The following is an 18,062-nucleotide window of genomic DNA, read 5'->3' as shown; positions in this document are numbered from 1 at the left end:
TTAAAGGTGCAAAATCAATTATTCACCTTTATTTTTTTTGATGATTTCTTCAGAAATCGATTTAGGTACTTCTTCGTAGTGGTCGAAGTGCATAGAGAACACACCGCGGCCTTGCGTGCTGGAGCGAAGCGCAGTTGCATATCCAAACATTTCGGATAGTGGAACCATAGCGCGTACTACCTGTGCATTTCCGCGAGCTTCCATACCTTCAACACGTCCACGGCGGGAAGTGATTTGACCCATGATGTCACCAAGATAGTCTTCAGGGATAACAACTTCAACCCTCATAACTGGCTCAAGGATAACAGGGTTACATTTGGAAGCAGCATTCTTAAGAGCCATGGAAGCGGCAATTTTAAACGCCATTTCACTTGAGTCAACATCGTGGTAAGAACCGTCGAAAAGTCTTGCCTTGATGTCAACCAGTGGATATCCAGCAAGGACACCGCGCTCAAGCGCATCTTCAAGACCAGCTTGTACAGCAGGGATGTATTCACGTGGAACAACACCACCGACAATACCGTTCTCGAATTCGAATCCTTTACCTTCTTCGTTTGGAGAGAACTCGATCCAAACGTGGCCGTACTGTCCGCGTCCACCGGACTGACGAGCAAACTTACCTTCGATTTGTGCAGAAGCACGGAATGTTTCACGGTATGCAACCTGTGGAGCACCGACATTCGCTTCAACTTTGAATTCACGGCGCATACGGTCAACAATGATGTCAAGGTGAAGTTCACCCATACCAGCAATGATAACCTGTCCAGTTTCCTGGTCAGTATGCGCACGGAAAGTTGGATCTTCTTCCTGCAGCTTTTGAAGTGCTGTTGTCATTTTGTCCTGGTCCGCTTTGGACTTAGGCTCAACGGAAAGCTGGATTACTGGCTCAGGGAACTGCATGGATTCAAGAATAACAAGATTCTTTTCATCACACAGCGTATCACCAGTAGTAGTATCTTTCAAACCTACAGCGGCAGCGATGTCGCCAGCGTAAACCTTAGAGATTTCCTGACGGCTGTTCGCGTGCATCTGAAGAATACGTCCGATACGCTCACGCTTACCTTTAGTAGAGTTCTGTACATATGATCCGGACTCAAGCGTACCTGAGTAAACGCGGAAGAATGTCAGTTTACCAACATATGGGTCAGTCATAACCTTGAATGCAAGCGCTGAGAATGGCTCCTCATCGTCTGCGTGGCGCTCGATCTCTTCATCTGTATCTGGAGTATGACCTTTGATAGAAGGTACATCCAGTGGAGATGGAAGATAGTCGATTACCGCGTCAAGCATAAGCTGAACACCTTTGTTCTTGAAGGCAGATCCGCAGATAACCGGATAGAATTCAACATTTAGAGTTCCTTTACGGATAGCAGCTTTAATCTCGTCGATTGTCAGCTCTTCTCCGCCAAGGTATTTCTCCATTAGTTCTTCGTCAAGTTCCGCTACAGCTTCGATTAGCTTTTCGCGGTACTCCTCTGCCAATCCCATATGCTCTTCAGGAATTTCGCGAACTTCAATGTCTGTGCCAAGGTCGTTGCCGTAGAAAACTGCTTTCATTTCTACAAGGTCGATGATGGCTTGGAAATCATCTTCCGCTCCGATTGGAAGCTGGATAGGATGTGCGTTCGCTTGCAGACGGTCATGAATTGTTCCAACAGAGTATAGGAAGTCTGCGCCTAGCTTATCCATTTTGTTAACGAATACTACCCGTGGAACTCCATAAGTAGTTGCCTGACGCCAAACTGTTTCTGTCTGCGGTTCAACACCGGATTGCGCATCAAGAACGGCTACTGCGCCATCGAGAACCCTTAGGGAACGCTCAACTTCAACCGTGAAGTCTACGTGTCCAGGAGTATCGATGATGTTAACACGGTGGTCATGCCATTGAGCTGTTGTCGCAGCAGATGTGATCGTGATACCACGTTCTTGCTCCTGCTCCATCCAGTCCATTTGGGAAGCACCTTCGTGAGTTTCGCCGATTTTGTGGATGCGGCCGGTGTAATAAAGGATACGCTCAGTTGTTGTTGTTTTACCAGCATCGATGTGAGCCATGATTCCAATATTACGAGTCTTTTTTAAGGAGAACTCTCTTGCCATTTGGTATTTCTCCTTCCATGTTATGAGTGTTTTAAATAGAGTGTGTGATTACCAACGATAATGAGCAAACGCTTTGTTCGCTTCAGCCATTTTGTGAGTGTCTTCACGCTTCTTGACAGCTGCGCCAGTGCTGTTGGCTGCATCAAGAATTTCGTTAGCAAGACGCTCTTCCATTGTTTTTTCTCCGCGAAGACGAGCATAGTTTACCAACCAGCGAAGACCTAGCGTTGTACGACGGTCAGGACGCACCTCAACTGGTACCTGGTAGTTCGCTCCACCTACACGGCGTGCTCTAACTTCCAATACAGGCATGATGTTTTTCAGTGCTTGATCAAATACTTCCATTGCATCTTTACCAGAGCGCTCGGCAATGATATCAAAAGCAGAGTAAAGAATCTTTTGGGATTTCCCTCTCTTGCCATCAATCATCATCTTGTTGATCAGGCGTGTTACTAGTTTTGAATTGTAAATAGGATCCGGCAATACGTCTCTCTTAGAAACTGGACCTTTACGTGGCATTCTATTTCCTCCTTTCAAAAAGGCTTTTATAATTTTTCGTTGCTATTATTTTTTCGCTGCTTTAGGACGCTTTGTTCCGTACTTGGAACGGCCTTGCATACGGTTGTTTACGCCAGCTGTGTCAAGCGCACCGCGAACGATATGATAACGCACACCTGGTAAGTCTTTTACACGGCCTCCACGGATAAGAACAACACTGTGCTCTTGCAGGTTGTGGCCGATACCAGGGATGTAAGCAGTTACCTCGATTCCGTTAGTCAAACGAACACGAGCATATTTACGAAGCGCTGAGTTCGGTTTCTTAGGAGTCATGGTACCAACACGGGTACAAACACCGCGTTTTTGTGGAGATGAAACATTTGTTTGTGCTTTCTTGAAGCTGTTATAACCTTTGTTTAGCGCTGGAGATTTTGACTTCTCCTCTTTAGAGCTACGTGGCTTGCGCACTAATTGGTTAATTGTAGGCATGATTTTTCCTCCCTTCATTTCTTTTGTAAGCCCACACATCCAGGTGGTTCATTTTTTGCCAAAAACAAAGTTTCTGCAGCCGTACGCGCCGCAAAAACGTTTTTATTTCAGTATGGCAACAGCAGCTGCCCCTACACTGATACCGCATGCCTTTCCAAGCTTCACCATCGAATCAGCATGCGAAACTGGTATGCCTGCCTCATTGGCAGCCTCCAGTGCTTTCACTACGATTCTTGGATCTGCATCGGAAGCGACGATCAGTTCAGCAGCCTCACCGGCTTTCAAGGCTTTTACTGATTGTTTTGTTCCTATGATGAAACGTTTAGCCTGCGTGACTTTATCATAAGACATAAAAGCATCCTCCAAAGCTTACAGGTAAATAGGAGCACCTTTGCTATAGTAGCATTTTGGAACTTTGTTGTCAACACGCAATAAAAAAATTATGATCGTATTTTTCAAAAATTCACGGTACCCTCCCAAAAGGAAGAGTACCGCTATTTACTTCAATTGTTCCTGCACTGCCTATTCGACAGTGGCTTCATCTTCGCTTCCCACAAGAAGAGGCTCTGCACGCCTGTAGCGCTGCATACCTGTTCCGGCTGGTACAAGCTTACCAATGATAACATTTTCCTTCAGGCCGAGAAGCTCGTCACGCTTGCCTTTGATGGCTGCGTCTGTAAGAACTCTCGTCGTTTCCTGGAAGGAAGCAGCTGATAGGAAGGAATCTGTCTCAAGAGACGCTTTCGTGATTCCGAGAAGGACAGGACGTCCTGTTGCAGGCGCCTTTCCTTCGAGAAGGGCTTTCCTGTTTGCGTCAGTGAACTGGTGGATTTCAAGCAATGTTCCTGGAAGAACATCTGTTTCACCTGCATCCATAACGCGGATTTTGCGCAGCATCTGACGAACCATTACTTCAACGTGCTTATCGCCAATCTCAACGCCCTGCATGCGGTATACTTTCTGTACTTCGCGAAGCAGATACTCTTGAACAGAGTTGACGTCTTTAACCTTGAGCAGCTCTTTCGGATCAATAGAACCTTCTGTCAGTTCCTCACCGCGTGCAACCTTAGAATTGATCGCTACTTTCAAGCGGGCTGTATAAGGAGCGTTGTAAGTACGTGATTCAACTTCGCCCTGGACAACAATTTCTTGCTGGCGGTCGCGGCCTTCGTTGATTCCAACCACTATGCCGTCGATTTCACTGATAAGCGCTTGACCTTTCGGATTACGCGCTTCGAATAGTTCCTGGATACGCGGAAGACCTTGAGTGATATCGTCTCCTGCAACACCGCCTGTGTGGAAGGTACGCATCGTAAGCTGGGTTCCCGGCTCCCCGATGGACTGGGCAGCGATAATACCAACCGCTTCCCCGACTTCCACTTCCTGCCCTGTCGCAAGGTTGCGGCCGTAGCACTTTTTGCAGACGCCGTGGCGTGTGTTACAAGTGAAAGCAGAGCGGATCCAAACTTCTTCGAGGCTCGTGTTTGCCACTTCGCTTGCGAGATCTTCTGTGATCAGCTCGTTCTCTGCAACGATGACATCTCCTGTCTCAGGATGCCTGATTGCTTTTCTGGCGTAGCGCCCGATAAGACGTTCTTCCAGCGGTTCGATGATTTCCGTGCCGTCTTTCAAGGAGCTTACGAGCAAGCCTCTGTCTGTTCCGCAGTCGTCTTCGCGGACGATGACATCCTGGGCAACATCAACAAGGCGCCTTGTAAGGTAACCGGAATCGGCTGTCTTAAGTGCTGTATCGGCAAGACCTTTACGCGCACCATGTGTCGAGATAAAGTACTCGAGTACCGTCAGGCCTTCACGGAAACTGGACTTGATCGGCAGTTCGATGATCCGGCCGGCCGGGTTGGCCATAAGTCCGCGCATACCTGCAAGCTGCGTGAAGTTGGAGGCATTACCACGGGCACCGGAGTCACTCATCATGAAAATTGGGTTCGTCTTGTCAAGGGACGCCATCAGCTTAGACTGAATGTTGTCCTTTGCTGCACTCCAAATGGCGATGACACGATCATAACGCTCATCTTCGGTAATTAACCCGCGTCTGAACTGCTTCAAGACATTATCCACTTTCGTCTGCGCTTCGTGGATGATCTCTGCTTTTTCCGGAAGAACCACGATATCAGCTACACCGACAGTGATACCTGCCCGTGAAGAGTAGCGGAATCCAAGGTCTTTCATCCGGTCTAGCATCTTGGATGTTTCTGTTATTTTAAATTTCTTGAACACTTCAGCAATGATGTTTCCAAGAATTTTCTTCTTAAATGGATCTACCAGAGGCATTGCTTTGATTGCTTCTTTAACGTTGACACCTTTATCAATGAAGTACTTCTCTGGTGTTTTCTCTTCAAGATTCGTCTTAGTCGGCTCATTGATATAAGGGAAAGAAGCAGGCAGGATTTCATTGAAAATCAGTTTACCAACTGTTGTGACAAGCAGCTGGTTTTCTTGCTTTTCAGTAAATGTCTGGTTGCCAAGAGAACCGGCATGGATTGCCACTCTCGTATGGAGGTGGACAAAACCATTTTGGTATGCAATAAGCGCTTCGTTAGTATTATGGAAAACCATACCTTCACCGATCGCGCCTTCCCTCTCCATCGTCAAGTAGTAGTTACCAAGAACCATATCCTGAGATGGGGTAACGACCGGCTTTCCATCCTTAGGATTCAGGATGTTCTGTGCCGCTAGCATGAGCAAACGGGCTTCAGCCTGAGCTTCAGCAGAAAGCGGAACGTGTACTGCCATTTGGTCACCGTCAAAATCCGCGTTGTATGCCGTACATACGAGCGGGTGGAGACGAATAGCGCGTCCTTCGACAAGCGTCGGTTCAAATGCCTGTATCCCTAGTCTGTGAAGTGTAGGGGCACGGTTAAGCAGAACCGGATGCTCCTTAATGACTTCTTCAAGTACATCCCAAACTTCAGGCTGGACTCTTTCGATTTTGCGCTTCGCAGATTTGATATTATGTGCAAGTCCTTTTTGGACGAGTTCCTTCATGACGAATGGCTTGAAGAGCTCTAGCGCCATTTCTTTCGGCAGTCCGCACTGATACATCTTCAAGTTTGGACCAACCACGATTACCGAACGGCCAGAGTAGTCAACACGCTTTCCTAGCAGGTTTTGCCGGAAACGGCCTTGCTTCCCTTTCAGCATGTGCGAGAGGGATTTCAATGGGCGATTACCTGGTCCTGTAACAGGACGGCCGCGGCGGCCGTTATCAATAAGGGCGTCAACTGCTTCCTGGAGCATCCTCTTCTCGTTCTGAACGATGATGCTTGGAGCTCCAAGGTCTAGCAAGCGCTTCAAACGATTGTTCCGGTTGATGACCCTTCGATACAAGTCGTTCAAGTCGGAAGTCGCAAAGCGTCCGCCGTCCAGCTGTACCATCGGGCGAAGCTCTGGAGGAATGACTGGCAGTACATCAAGAATCATCCAAGAAGGCTCATTGCCTGAATTCCTAAATGCTTCAAGCACTTCTAGACGCTTGATAGCTCTTGTGCGGCGCTGTCCCTGAGCGGTCTTCAGCTCTTCCTTCAACGCTTCCACTTCTTTGTCCAGATCAATGTCGCTTAGGAGCTTTTTGATTGCTTCCGCTCCCATTGCAGCCTGGAACTTGCTGCCGTACTTATCGCGATATGCGCGGTATTCCTTCTCTGAAAGAAGCTGTTTTTTCTCGAGGGCTGTATCACCAGTTTCCGTCACGACATAGGATGCGAAGTAGATAACTTCCTCCAATGCTCTTGGTGACATGTCCAGCACTAGGCCCATACGGGAAGGAATCCCCTTAAAGTACCATATATGAGAAACAGGAGCTGCCAGCTCAATATGTCCCATGCGCTCACGACGAACTTTTGCCCTTGTTACTTCTACGCCGCATCGGTCACAGACGACACCTTTGTAACGTACTCTTTTATATTTTCCGCAATGGCATTCCCAGTCCTTTGTCGGACCAAAAATCCGCTCACAGAACAAACCATCTTTTTCCGGCTTCAATGTACGATAGTTAATCGTTTCCGGCTTCTTGACTTCGCCGTAAGACCATGAACGAATCTTGTCAGGCGATGCAAGGCCGATTTTCATGTACTCAAAATTATTGACATCCAGCAAGGGGCCTACCTCCCTTTAATCTCGGGCTTTGGACAGCGGGCACTCGCTTATATAGAGCGCCGCTTTGTCCATATATTGCATCTATTCTTTGGATCCCACTTTTTCCGAGTCGAAATCCTCTTGTTCCGGAGCAATTGTCAATGTCTCAGCATGCTGCAATTCTTCTTCGTCATCGAAATCGCGCATTTCGATTTCTTTTTCATCACTTGAAAGGATCTTAACGTCCATACCAAGACTCTGAAGCTCTTTCATCAATACTTTGAATGATTCAGGTACGCCAGGCTCTGGTACGTTTTCACCTTTTACAATCGCCTCGTACGTCTTAACACGTCCAACGACATCATCGGATTTAACTGTCAGGATTTCCTGAAGTGTGTAAGCTGCGCCGTATGCCTCAAGCGCCCAAACTTCCATCTCTCCGAAACGCTGTCCGCCAAACTGTGCCTTACCGCCGAGCGGCTGCTGTGTAACAAGTGAGTAAGGTCCAGTAGAACGCGCATGGAGCTTATCGTCAACCATGTGCGCAAGCTTGATCATATACATAATCCCTACGGATACACGGTTATCGAAAGCTTCGCCGCTGCGGCCATCATAAAGGACCGTCTTCGCGTCCCGAGCCATACCTGCTTCTTCAATCGTTGCCCAAACATCTTCCTCGCGCGCACCGTCAAATACAGGTGATGCTACATGGATGCCGAGGTAACGTGCTGCCATTCCAAGATGAAGCTCGAGCACCTGTCCAATGTTCATCCGGGATGGTACACCAAGCGGGTTAAGCATGATATCTACAGGTGTGCCGTCAGGAAGATACGGCATATCCTCTTCCGGCAGAATGCGGGAGATAACCCCCTTATTACCGTGACGTCCTGCCATTTTGTCCCCTTCGGAAATCTTCCTCTTCTGGACAATATAGACACGGACTAGCTGATTAACGCCTGGAGGCAGTTCGTCGCCGTCTTCACGGTTGAACACTTTGACATCCAGAATAATTCCACCGCCGCCATGCGGAACACGCAGTGACGTATCACGTACTTCACGAGCTTTCTCTCCAAAGATAGCATGGAGGAGACGCTCTTCTGCCGTCAGTTCTGTTACACCTTTTGGTGTGACCTTTCCTACAAGCAGGTCGCCGTCTTTTACTTCAGCACCGATTCGGATGATTCCGCGCTCATCGAGATTGCGAAGTGCGTCTTCACCTACGTTCGGGATATCGCGAGTAATCTCTTCAGGTCCTAGCTTTGTATCGCGGGACTCTGATTCGTATTCCTCAATATGAATGGATGTATAAACATCGTCTTTTACAAGACGCTCACTCATGATAATCGCATCTTCATAGTTGTAGCCGTCCCAGTTGAGGAACGCAACCATAACATTTCGTCCAAGCGCTAGTTCTCCTTTTTCCATGGAAGGACCGTCTGCAAGGATTTCGCCTTTCGTCACGCGGTCTCCCGTGCTGACGATTGGGCGTTGGTTGTAGCATGTTCCCTGGTTGGAACGGATGAATTTCAGCATCCTGTATTTATCCAGGTCACCGCGCACTTCTTGGCCATCCACGTAGCTAATGCGGCGGACCCAAACTTCACGGGCTTCAACGTGCTCAACAATACCTTCATGTTTGCAGATAACTGCTGCACCGGAGTCTTTTGCACTTACGTGTTCCATTCCGGTACCTACCCTTGGCGCTTCAGGCTGCATCAATGGAACAGCCTGACGCTGCATGTTCGCACCCATAAGGGCACGGTTGGAGTCATCGTTTTCAAGGAACGGGATACATGCAGTCGCAGCAGATACTACCTGCTTCGGCGATACATCCATATAGTCGACGCGGTCGTTTTTCACGACGGTATTCTCGCCGCGGAAACGGGCTACAACTTCATCCTCAAGGAACGTTCCGTCTTCGGAAAGCAGCGCGTTCGCCTGTGCCACAACATAGTTATCCTCTTCATCTGCCGTCAAGTAATCGAAATGCTCAGTTACCCTTCCGGTTTCCGGATCTACCCTGCGGTATGGTGTTTCAATGAAACCAAAGCGGTTTACTTTCGCAAAGGAAGATAAGGAGTTGATCAGACCAATGTTCGGACCTTCCGGCGTCTCGATCGGACACATGCGTCCATAATGGGAGTAGTGGACGTCACGCACTTCAAACCCGGCACGCTCACGCGTCAAACCACCAGGTCCGAGCGCAGAAAGACGGCGTTTATGCGTCAATTCAGCGAGCGGATTCGTCTGATCCATGAATTGAGATAGCTGGGAGCTTCCAAAGAACTCCTTGATGGATGCGATGACCGGACGGATATTGATCAGCTGCTGCGGCGTGATCGTGTTCGTATCCTGGATGGACATCCTCTCACGAACAACCCTTTCCATCCTAGACAAACCGATGCGGAACTGGTTCTGAAGGAGCTCGCCGACAGAGCGCAGACGCCTGTTGCCCAAATGGTCGATATCATCCGTATTGCCTACTCCGTGGAGCAGGTTGAAGAAGTAGCTGATGGAAGAGATAATATCAGCTGGTGTAATATTTTTCACATGCTCTGGCACATAGGCGTTGCCTGTAACATTAATGACTTTTTCTTCTTCATCGTTCGGAGCGTAAATCTTGATAGTCTGAAGTTCAATCTCGTCTTCCACAACACCGCCAACAGGACGGTGGCTCTGGAAGCCAACATTCTTCTCAAGGCTCGGCAGAATGCGGTCAAGCGTCCTGCGATCAAGCGTAGTACCCTTCTCCGCGATGATTTCACCTGTTTCAGGGTCTGCCAGCGTTTCGGCAAGCGTTTGACCGAACAGGCGATTCTTTATATGAAGCTTCTTATTTATTTTATAGCGTCCAACACTAGCAAGATCATAGCGTTTTGGATCAAAGAATCTGGAAACAAGGAGGCTCTTTGCGTTGTCCACTGTTGGAGGCTCGCCAGGGCGCAGGCGCTCATAGATTTCGAGAAGCGCTTTTTCCGTGCTTTCCGTATTGTCTTTTTCCAGCGTATTGCGGATGTACTCGTTGTCACCTACTAGTTCAAGAATCTCTTGGTCTGAACCAAAGCCAAGAGCACGCAAAAGAACCGTAACAGGGAGCTTCCTCGTACGATCGATCCTGACATATACAACATCCTTGGCATCTGTCTCATATTCGAGCCAGGCACCACGGTTTGGAATAACGGTCGCGGAAAAACCTTTCCTGCCGTTTTTATCCATTTTCCCGCTATAGTATACGCTTGGTGAGCGCACCAGCTGGGAAACGATGACGCGTTCGGCACCGTTAATGACGAACGTTCCGGTTTCCGTCATGAGCGGAAAATCACCCATGAAGACATCCTGGTCCTTGACCTCGCCTGTCTCTTTATTGACAAGACGCACTTTCACCCTTAGCGGAGCGGAGTAAGTGACATCCCTTTCCTTCGATTCTTCAACTGGATATTTTGGTTCGCCAAGACTGTAATCGATAAACTCGAGTGACAGATTGCCAGTAAAGTCTTCAATCGGGGAGATATCCTGGAACATTTCCCTAAGCCCCTCATCGAGGAACCATTGATAGGAAGATGTTTGGATCTCAATTAGATTCGGCAATTCCAAAACTTCACTGATACGAGCGTAACTTCTGCGTTGGCGGTGTCGTCCATACTGAACTAGTTGACCTGTCAACTGATTCACCCCTCAAATCAAGCGTTTATTATTCCTTTGTCGCCGCCCCGCACAAGCCGGGCAGCATTCTGAGACAAAAAGAAAAAGGGTTTTCATAGTCAAAAACCACAATTCCTTTAACGAACAATTATTTTATTAGTTTTCCCATAATAAGCTAAAATTATACTCTCCATGGTGATTTTAGCAAAACAAAGAAAACTAATCTTTTGGCATTTTATAATGCTAACATAGCGAAATCAGCAAGTCAACTTTTTCGCAACAATAATATAATAGCCTTTTTTCTTTTCGATAATTTCAGCGTTGCCAAACAATTCTTTCAGCCTTTCGATAGCAGAAGGGGCACCCTGTTTCTTCTGGATGACCACCCATAGTTCTCCGCCCTCTTTCAACTTGTCGAAGCTCTGCTCAAAAATATCATGAACAATCTTCTTGCCTGCTCTGATCGGCGGGTTTGTTAAAATCGCATCAAATTCCGCATCCTTTACACTAAGCAAACAATCACTTTCATAGATTCTCACATTCTTTACATCATTCAGCCTGGCGTTCTCACGCGAGAGCTCTAGCGCCCTCTCGTTCACATCGACCATATGGACTGTAGCATCACCGAAAGATTTCGCTACGGACAAACCAATCGGGCCGTAGCCGCATCCTACATCCAGAATTCTGCCAGCTTCAGCTTCCCGCCGGAAGGTTTCGATGAGCAAGCGGGAACCAAAGTCCACTTCTTTTTTCGAAAAAACACCGCTGTCCGTCTTGAAGCGAAAGTCATACCCTCTCAGCCGGAAGTTCCAATACACCGGATTGCTTTCGACTTCGGGGTTCTTCGAATAATAATGGTCTGACACAGCTTCCACCTCTCATGCTGGATAGATTCGGCCTGACTTCGGTCAGTTAAAAAAAGCCCGCTTATACAGCGAGCTTTTTTCAGGTTTATTACTTAACTTCGACGTTTGCTCCAACTTCTTCAAGCTTGCCTTTGATTTCTTCAGCTTCTTCTTTAGAAGCGCCTTCTTTAACAGCTTTTGGAGTGTTGTCAACTAGTTCTTTTGCTTCTTTAAGTCCAAGGCCAGTGATTTCACGTACAACCTTGATAACTTTGATTTTTTGGTCGCCAGCGCTTGCAAGGACAACGTCAAATTCAGTTTTCTCTTCAGCAGCAGCACCGCCAGCAGCTCCGCCCATCATTGCTACTGGAGCAGCAGCAGTTACGCCAAACTCTTCTTCGATTGCTTTTACAAGGTCATTTAGTTCAAGAACAGTCATGGATTTGACTGCTTCAATGATTTGTTCTTTAGTCATTGTCTTATTTCCTCCCGAAATAGTATTTTGGTTTTTTATTGGTCAAACGCAGATCAGCTTACGCGCCTTGTTCTTCTTTTTGGTCTGCAACAGCTTTTGCAGCAAGAGCAAGATTGCGAATAGGTGCTTGAAGCACGCTGAGGAGCATAGATAGCAAGCCTTCGCGTGATGGCAGGTCAGCAAGAGCTTTGACTTCATCAAGAGTAGCCAAGTTCCCTTCGATAACACCCGCTTTGATTTCAAGCGCTTCGTTTTTCTTTGCGAATTCGTTAAGAATTTTCGCAGGAGCAACAACATCTTCTGTGCTGAACGCAATAGCGTTCGGACCAGTCAATGCTTCGTTTAGGCCTTCAAGACCAGCAGCTTCTGCAGCACGGCGAGTCATGGAGTTTTTGTAAACCTTGAACTCAACGCCTGCTTCGCGAAGCTGTTTACGAAGTTCAGTTACTTCTCCTACAGTCAAGCCGCGGTAGTCAACGACGATCGTCGACTTGCTCGCTTTGAACTTTTCGGAGATTTCTTGTACTAGTTGTTTCTTCGTTTCGATTACGCTGCTCATTTTTACACCTCCTGTTGAATTTGTATCCATTCATACCAGGCAAATAAAAACCTCCGTGCCTGATGCAGACACGGAGGAAGTTATACAATAAGTGACCCATAGGATCTATCGTATTACCTCGGCAGGAGATTAAGCCTTGCGGCACCTGCTGTCTGCGGTACAAATGTTAAATTTATTTCACAACAAGATACATTATAGTAAACGTATCATCAGTTGTCAATTGGTATTATTTTACTGTAGAAGGATCTACTTTTACGCCAGGTCCCATTGTAGTGGAGAGTGTGACGTTTTTCATGTAAGTTCCTTTAGCAGCAGAAGGCTTGACTTTCATCATTGTTTCGAAAATAGTGTTGAAGTTTTCGATCAACTTTTGGTCTTCGAAAGATACCTTGCCGATTGGCACATGGATGTTTCCAGCTTTGTCGACGCGGTATTCTACTTTACCAGCCTTAATTTCGTTGACAGCTTTTGTTACATCAAAAGTAACTGTGCCTGTCTTAGGGTTTGGCATTAAGCCTTTAGGCCCTAATGTACGGCCAAGCTTACCAACTTCACCCATCATGTCAGGAGTTGCAACGATTACGTCAAACTCGAACCAGCCTTGGCTGATTTTGTTGATGTATTCGGAATCTCCCACATAATCTGCGCCTGCTGCTTCTGCTTCTTTTGCCTTTTCGCCTTTAGCGAATACAAGGACACGTTGAGTTTTACCAGTTCCGTTTGGAAGCACAACTGCTCCGCGGATTTGCTGGTCAGCTTTCTTAGGGTCTACACCCAGACGGAATGCTGCTTCAACAGTAGCATCAAATTTTGCGATACTTGTCTTTTTCGCAAGTTCAACCGCTTCAGCAACAGTGTACGCTTTTGTGCGGTCAACAAGCTTTGCGGCTTCTACATACTTTTTGCCTTTGTTAGCCATTGTTTTTCCTCCTAGATTGTGGTTTTAGCGGAATAACCTCCCACTTATAAAGCGAAAGCGCTTGTTGTGAGCGCCCTCGCTAGACAGAAGAAAGGTTGCGAGTAAAAATATCTTTGACCCCGCAACCCCCAGCTTGCCTTTTGAGCTGAAGCATGGATTAATCTTCGATAACGATACCCATGCTGCGTGCAGTACCTTCAACCATGCGCATTGCAGCTTCTACGCTAGCAGCGTTAAGGTCAGGCATTTTCTGCTCAGCAATCTCGCGTACTTTATCACGCTTAACTGTTGCTACTTTATTACGGTTTGGTTCACCGGAACCAGACTGGATTCCAGCCGCCACTTTCAAAAGAACGGCAGCAGGAGGAGTTTTCGTAATAAATGTAAAGGAACGGTCTTCAAATACCGTAATTTCAACAGGAATGATCAGACCAGCCTGATCAGCTGTACGGGCATTGAACTCCTTACAGAATCCCATGATGTTAACACCAGCTTGACCCAATGCAGGACCTACCGGCGGCGCTGGGTTTGCTTTCCCAGCAGGGATTTGAAGCTTAACCATTTTAATAACTTTTTTAGCCACGAGACACACCTCCTTAAAGTCCGTGATGTGGTAATAGGGGATTTTCCCCTCCCACTCATATCTTCCGCCGCGTTATAGCGACGATGTTCGATCTATGTCACTCCCGCTATGGCGAGACATACTGACCTATGAAATATTACCACTTTTCAAAACTGAATTCAAGTTATTTCAAACTATAATTTTTCAATCTGGGAAAATTCCAATTCGACAGGGGTATCGCGGCCGAACATATTGACAAGCACTTTCAGCTTGCCCTTATCCTTATCAATCTCTTCAATAGAGCCGGAGAATCCTTTGAATGGCCCCTCGGAAACTTCCACTGTCTCTCCAACTGCGAAGTCGATATCGAACCTTTTCTCTTCGACGCCCATCCGCTTTAGAATCACCACTACTTCTTCAGGCAAGAGCGGAGTCGGCTTTGAGCCAGAACCACTAGATCCGACAAAGCCTGTCACGCCCGGCGTATTGCGGACAACATACCAAGAATCATCTGTCATGACTAGTTCAACTAGCACATAACCTGGGAATGTTTTACGCTTTACGACTTTCTTCTTGCCGTTTTTAAAATCTGTTTCTTCATCTTCCGGTACAACCACCCGAAAGATTTTGTCCTGCATTCCCATTGTCTCTACACGTTTTTCAAGGTTCGTCTTTACCTTGTTCTCATAGCCAGAGTACGTATGAACCACATACCAATTTTTTTCCATTCAAGAGGACTGTAACGTCCTTCCCTCCTCATATCCCGGCCTGCGCAAGTTTTTTGCACGACGCTGGTTCATTGCGGCACGGGTCTTTTTTTAGGCATGTCCATGCCAACCCCGTAAAAAATTTAAACAAATGAAAAAACCCGTTAAACGGGCTTTGTAAATATATCCTGCGTTATTTTCCATTATACCATGAGACTGCGGGGGTTATTCAAGAATTAATCGAATCAATTCGGAAATCCCCATATCCACTGCAGCGAAAAACAGAGCCATAATCAGGACAGTGGATAATACGGTAATCGTATAACGAACCAACTCATGTCGTTTTGGCCAGCTGACTTTTCTCATTTCGCGGCCAATATCGCCAAAAAACTTCGTGACGCTCATCTTGTAACCTCCAACTTATGCAAATGCAAACAAAGACGAATCTATTAATATTATTTTGTTTCCCGGTGGATTGTATGAGCGCTGCATTTCCCGCAGTACTTTTTCAACTCTAAGCGATCCTGCTGGTCCTTGCTGCTCACCGTCGAATAATTGCGCGATCCGCAGTCCGCACAAGCCAATGTCACTTTCTTCCTCATTTATGCACCTGCTAAATAATTTTATCCTATACCTTTTAAAAATGTATCATGGCAAAAATCTTGTGTCAATATTCAGGATTTTTAATGAACGCTTGTTTCGCTGCATTTTCAGTTAAAATTACATCGATAGTTCCCTTACCTCCAAATACCTTTCCAGCTTCCTCTTGACTCGCTGAAGAGCATTGTCTATCGATTTCACATGCCGGTTTAGTTCTTCGGAAATTTCCTGGTAGGACTGTCCGTCAAGATATAGAGCCAGGACTTTTCTTTCTAAGTCGCTCAATAGCTCGGCCATCTTCACTTCAATCTGGTCGAACTCTTCCTGATTGATAATTAATTCCTCCGGATCCATCACTTTCGCTCCGGTTATAACATCCATGAGCGTCCGGTCCGATTCCTCGTCATAAATCGGCTTATCGAGTGAAACGTAGGAATTCAGCGGGATGTGCTTCTGCCTTGTCGCCGTTTTAATGGCGGTGATGATCTGCCTCGTGATACAAAGCTCGGCAAAAGCTTTGAACGAGGTCAGCTTATCTTCTTTAAAATCTCGAATAGCCTTATAAAGGCCTATCATACCTTCCTGGACAATATCCTCTTTGTCGGCACCGATTAAAAAGTAAGACCTTGCTTTGGCGCGCACAAAATTACGGTACTTGTGGATCAGATAGTCAAGGGCTTCACTTTCGCCTTGATGGACTGCTTCCACAATTTCCTCATCTTCCAGATCGACATATGCTGCGGCTTGCTTCTCTTTGAAATCAATACTCACAGTGATCCCCCCGCCTGGACTTCCATAGATAGAAATATTATACAGCAGGCTTTTTTTCAACGTCAACCAGTCATTTGTCCCCTCTGCGCCATTTTTCAAAAATTTCTGCCATCTCTTCGGTAAGCGGAATCTTACTGGCAGGCTGTTTCTTCTGGATTCCTTTAACGCTTTTTTCAATCTTTTTTTCTATCACATTTATTTCTGTCAGCAGTTCCCGAGCTGATTTACGGAGCGCTCCTTGGCCGAAAATCGCCCATTGCTCCGTAAAATCAGACGTGGCAACGTGAATCTGCGTCCTTCTGTCATTCAGTTCAATTGCCATCTTTTCGATCCGTTCGTCCGCAGTCTCGTTTTCCCTCGTGAAAATAACTTCCACTTTGTAGTTCTTTATCTTCTTCTCCATGCCCTGGACATAGTGTGCATCAAAGACAACGATAACCCGGTACCCGGTGTAAGCCTGGTACTCGGCCATCTTCTCGATTAGAAGGTCCCTTGCCGCTGATAAGTCTTTGTTCTTCAGTCTGATCAGTTCCGGCCAGGCACCAATGATGTTATAGCCGTCAACCAGCAGGATGTCCATCGCTATTCCCCTAGCGGATGACGTTTCCTGTAAACTTCGTACATCAGGAGCGAAGCAGCGACAGACGCGTTCAAAGATGTCACTTTACCAGCCATCGGAAGGGAAAGGAGAAAATCGCATTTTTCGCGGATAATCCTGCCCATTCCCTTTCCTTCACTGCCGATGACAAGCGCTAGTGGCATGGAGGCATCTATTTCCCTGTAATCCTGCTTTCCGGAAGCATCCGTTCCTGTAATCCAGACTCCTTTTTCTTTCAGCTCGTCCATCGCCCGTGAAAGATTCGTGACCCTGACAACAGGAATATATTCAATCGCCCCAGTTGAAGCTTTTGCCACGGTTGCGGTCAATCCTACCGCGCGCCTTTTCGGGATGATGATCCCATGCGCTCCCGATGCATCTGCGGTCCGCATGATAGACCCAAGGTTATGCGGATCTTCTATTTCATCGAGGATTAGAAAGAACGGTGCTTCATTCCGCTCTTCAGCAAGCTTGAACAAATCTTCCAGCTCCGCATATTCGTATGCAGCAACCTGGGCGATTACCCCCTGATGGTTTTCTCCAAATATATGATCAAGCTTTTTCCTCGGCACAATCTGAACGATAACATTTGCTTGTTTCGCCAAGGATACAACAGTCATCATAGGGCCTTTCTGAGACCCTTCGGCAATTAAAATTTTATTGATATCCCGGCCTGACCTCAACGCCTCCAGGACCGGGTTTTTACCTGCGATGTATTCTTCGCTCATGTTACAATGCTCCTCTCTTGCCGCTTATATAAGCTTGTCCCATGTAGGGTCGCTTTTTCCGCGGTCGCTATTGCTGCTCTGCAAGGCGTATGGCTTCTCTGACCAGCTCCTCCAGCCTCTCTTTCGATTCTTCCAAGTATAAAAAACCGATCAAAGCTTCAAAAGCGGTGCTGTGCCTGTATGTCTGGACGTCTGTGTTCTTCGGGACAGTGCCTGACTTGGCATTTCTTCCCCGCCTGATGATAGCTTCTTCCACTTCCGAGAACGCACCTTTGTCCATCATGCAACGGAGGATTTTCGCTTGAGCCCTCGCCGAGACATACTTCGTTGCTTCCTTGTGCAGCGTATTCGGCCTGACTTTCCCGCCCAAGAGCAGGTGATGCCGGACATACTGTTCGAACACAGCATCACCCATATAGGCAAGCGCAAGGCTGTTTAATTGTTTTGCGTTGATTCGCGGGCTTTCTGGAAGCATCG

At 47.0% G+C, this 18,062-nt stretch carries 18 protein-coding genes and 1 other annotated feature; all 18 genes read right to left on the bottom strand.

Annotation, left to right across the window (positions count from 1 at the left end; translation table 11 throughout):
* Window positions 1–18 precede the first annotated feature (18 nt).
* Entirely contained in the window at window positions 19–2,097 is a 2,079-nt protein-coding gene (gene fusA, locus BQ5796_RS03315; RefSeq protein WP_071458939.1) for an elongation factor G, read from the bottom strand.
* Window positions 2,098–2,145: 48 nt separating this feature from the next.
* On the bottom strand, window positions 2,146–2,616 hold the full coding sequence (gene rpsG, locus BQ5796_RS03310) for a 30S ribosomal protein S7 (RefSeq protein WP_071458938.1): 471 nt from the start codon (window positions 2,614–2,616) through the stop codon (window positions 2,146–2,148).
* Window positions 2,617–2,661: 45 nt separating this feature from the next.
* Window positions 2,662–3,084 carry a 30S ribosomal protein S12 gene (gene rpsL / locus BQ5796_RS03305; RefSeq protein ID WP_023626436.1) on the bottom strand — a complete coding sequence of 141 codons (423 nt, stop codon included), beginning with the start codon at window positions 3,082–3,084 and terminating at the stop codon, window positions 2,662–2,664.
* Window positions 3,085–3,186: 102 nt separating this feature from the next.
* Entirely contained in the window at window positions 3,187–3,435 is a 249-nt protein-coding gene (locus BQ5796_RS03300) for a 50S ribosomal protein L7ae-like protein (protein WP_071458937.1), read from the bottom strand.
* 171 nt (window positions 3,436–3,606) lie between these two features.
* Window positions 3,607–7,200, bottom strand: coding sequence for a DNA-directed RNA polymerase subunit beta' (gene rpoC, locus BQ5796_RS03295; RefSeq protein ID WP_071458936.1), 3,594 nt, complete (start codon window positions 7,198–7,200; stop codon window positions 3,607–3,609).
* A gap of 81 nt (window positions 7,201–7,281) precedes the next feature.
* A complete protein-coding gene (gene rpoB, locus BQ5796_RS03290) occupies window positions 7,282–10,842 on the bottom strand; it encodes a DNA-directed RNA polymerase subunit beta (protein ID WP_071458935.1) in 3,561 nt (1,186 codons plus the stop codon).
* A gap of 236 nt (window positions 10,843–11,078) precedes the next feature.
* A complete protein-coding gene (locus BQ5796_RS03285; protein ID WP_071458934.1) occupies window positions 11,079–11,687 on the bottom strand; it encodes a class I SAM-dependent methyltransferase in 609 nt (202 codons plus the stop codon).
* A gap of 88 nt (window positions 11,688–11,775) precedes the next feature.
* Window positions 11,776–12,141, bottom strand: a complete 366-nt coding sequence (rplL, locus tag BQ5796_RS03280) for a 50S ribosomal protein L7/L12 (protein ID WP_071458933.1) — start codon at window positions 12,139–12,141, stop codon at window positions 11,776–11,778.
* 58 nt (window positions 12,142–12,199) lie between these two features.
* Entirely contained in the window at window positions 12,200–12,700 is a 501-nt protein-coding gene (gene rplJ, locus BQ5796_RS03275) for a 50S ribosomal protein L10 (RefSeq protein WP_071458932.1), read from the bottom strand.
* 35 nt (window positions 12,701–12,735) lie between these two features.
* Window positions 12,736–12,876 (bottom strand) — a sequence feature (ribosomal protein L10 leader region).
* A gap of 50 nt (window positions 12,877–12,926) precedes the next feature.
* Window positions 12,927–13,619 carry a 50S ribosomal protein L1 gene (gene rplA / locus BQ5796_RS03270; protein ID WP_071458931.1) on the bottom strand — a complete coding sequence of 231 codons (693 nt, stop codon included), beginning with the start codon at window positions 13,617–13,619 and terminating at the stop codon, window positions 12,927–12,929.
* A gap of 157 nt (window positions 13,620–13,776) precedes the next feature.
* Window positions 13,777–14,202, bottom strand: a complete 426-nt coding sequence (gene rplK / locus BQ5796_RS03265; RefSeq protein ID WP_071458930.1) for a 50S ribosomal protein L11 — start codon at window positions 14,200–14,202, stop codon at window positions 13,777–13,779.
* Between the two features lie 173 nt (window positions 14,203–14,375).
* Window positions 14,376–14,909, bottom strand: coding sequence for a transcription termination/antitermination protein NusG (gene nusG, locus BQ5796_RS03260; protein WP_071458929.1), 534 nt, complete (start codon window positions 14,907–14,909; stop codon window positions 14,376–14,378).
* 204 nt (window positions 14,910–15,113) lie between these two features.
* Window positions 15,114–15,293, bottom strand: coding sequence for a preprotein translocase subunit SecE (gene secE / locus BQ5796_RS03255; protein WP_071458928.1), 180 nt, complete (start codon window positions 15,291–15,293; stop codon window positions 15,114–15,116).
* Window positions 15,294–15,343: 50 nt separating this feature from the next.
* Window positions 15,344–15,490, bottom strand: a complete 147-nt coding sequence (rpmG, locus tag BQ5796_RS03250) for a 50S ribosomal protein L33 (protein ID WP_071458927.1) — start codon at window positions 15,488–15,490, stop codon at window positions 15,344–15,346.
* Window positions 15,491–15,608: 118 nt separating this feature from the next.
* On the bottom strand, window positions 15,609–16,265 hold the full coding sequence (gene sigH, locus BQ5796_RS03245) for an RNA polymerase sporulation sigma factor SigH (RefSeq protein WP_200792898.1): 657 nt from the start codon (window positions 16,263–16,265) through the stop codon (window positions 15,609–15,611).
* 64 nt (window positions 16,266–16,329) lie between these two features.
* On the bottom strand, window positions 16,330–16,839 hold the full coding sequence (locus BQ5796_RS03240) for an NYN domain-containing protein (RefSeq protein WP_071458926.1): 510 nt from the start codon (window positions 16,837–16,839) through the stop codon (window positions 16,330–16,332).
* 2 nt (window positions 16,840–16,841) lie between these two features.
* Window positions 16,842–17,585 carry a 23S rRNA (guanosine(2251)-2'-O)-methyltransferase RlmB gene (gene rlmB, locus BQ5796_RS03235; RefSeq protein ID WP_071458925.1) on the bottom strand — a complete coding sequence of 248 codons (744 nt, stop codon included), beginning with the start codon at window positions 17,583–17,585 and terminating at the stop codon, window positions 16,842–16,844.
* 67 nt (window positions 17,586–17,652) lie between these two features.
* On the bottom strand, window positions 17,653–18,060 hold the full coding sequence (locus BQ5796_RS03230; RefSeq protein ID WP_071458924.1) for a Mini-ribonuclease 3: 408 nt from the start codon (window positions 18,058–18,060) through the stop codon (window positions 17,653–17,655).
* Between the last annotated feature and the right edge of the window lie 2 nt (window positions 18,061–18,062).

This window comes from Bacillus massilinigeriensis (assembly GCF_900111815.1).
Lineage (GTDB): Bacteria > Bacillota > Bacilli > Bacillales > Cytobacillaceae > Mesobacillus_C > Mesobacillus_C mediterraneensis.
The sequence above is the reverse complement of the archived record's forward strand: the minus strand, read 5'-3'. Positions and strand labels throughout refer to the sequence as shown.

Bases quoted from the DNA above. Each gene is read 5' to 3' on its own strand.
- BQ5796_RS03300 (WP_071458937.1), bottom strand. From the start codon at position 3,435: ATGTCTTATGATAAAGTCACGCAGGCTAAACGTTTCATCATAGGAACA.
- secE (WP_071458928.1), bottom strand. From the start codon at position 15,293: ATGAGCGTCACGAAGTTTTTTGGCGATATTGGCCGCGAAATGAGAAAA.
- rpsG (WP_071458938.1), bottom strand. From the start codon at position 2,616: ATGCCACGTAAAGGTCCAGTTTCTAAGAGAGACGTATTGCCGGATCCT.
- rplL (WP_071458933.1), bottom strand. From the start codon at position 12,141: ATGACTAAAGAACAAATCATTGAAGCAGTCAAATCCATGACTGTTCTT.
- rplA (WP_071458931.1), bottom strand. From the start codon at position 13,619: ATGGCTAACAAAGGCAAAAAGTATGTAGAAGCCGCAAAGCTTGTTGAC.
- rpmG (WP_071458927.1), bottom strand. From the start codon at position 15,490: ATGAGGAAGAAAGTGACATTGGCTTGTGCGGACTGCGGATCGCGCAAT.
- fusA (WP_071458939.1), bottom strand. From the start codon at position 2,097: ATGGCAAGAGAGTTCTCCTTAAAAAAGACTCGTAATATTGGAATCATG.
- BQ5796_RS03240 (WP_071458926.1), bottom strand. From the start codon at position 16,839: ATGGACATCCTGCTGGTTGACGGCTATAACATCATTGGTGCCTGGCCG.
- rpsL (WP_023626436.1), bottom strand. From the start codon at position 3,084: ATGCCTACAATTAACCAATTAGTGCGCAAGCCACGTAGCTCTAAAGAG.
- rlmB (WP_071458925.1), bottom strand. From the start codon at position 17,585: ATGAGCGAAGAATACATCGCAGGTAAAAACCCGGTCCTGGAGGCGTTG.
- rplJ (WP_071458932.1), bottom strand. From the start codon at position 12,700: ATGAGCAGCGTAATCGAAACGAAGAAACAACTAGTACAAGAAATCTCC.
- BQ5796_RS03230 (WP_071458924.1), bottom strand. From the start codon at position 18,060: ATGCTTCCAGAAAGCCCGCGAATCAACGCAAAACAATTAAACAGCCTT.
- nusG (WP_071458929.1), bottom strand. From the start codon at position 14,909: ATGGAAAAAAATTGGTATGTGGTTCATACGTACTCTGGCTATGAGAAC.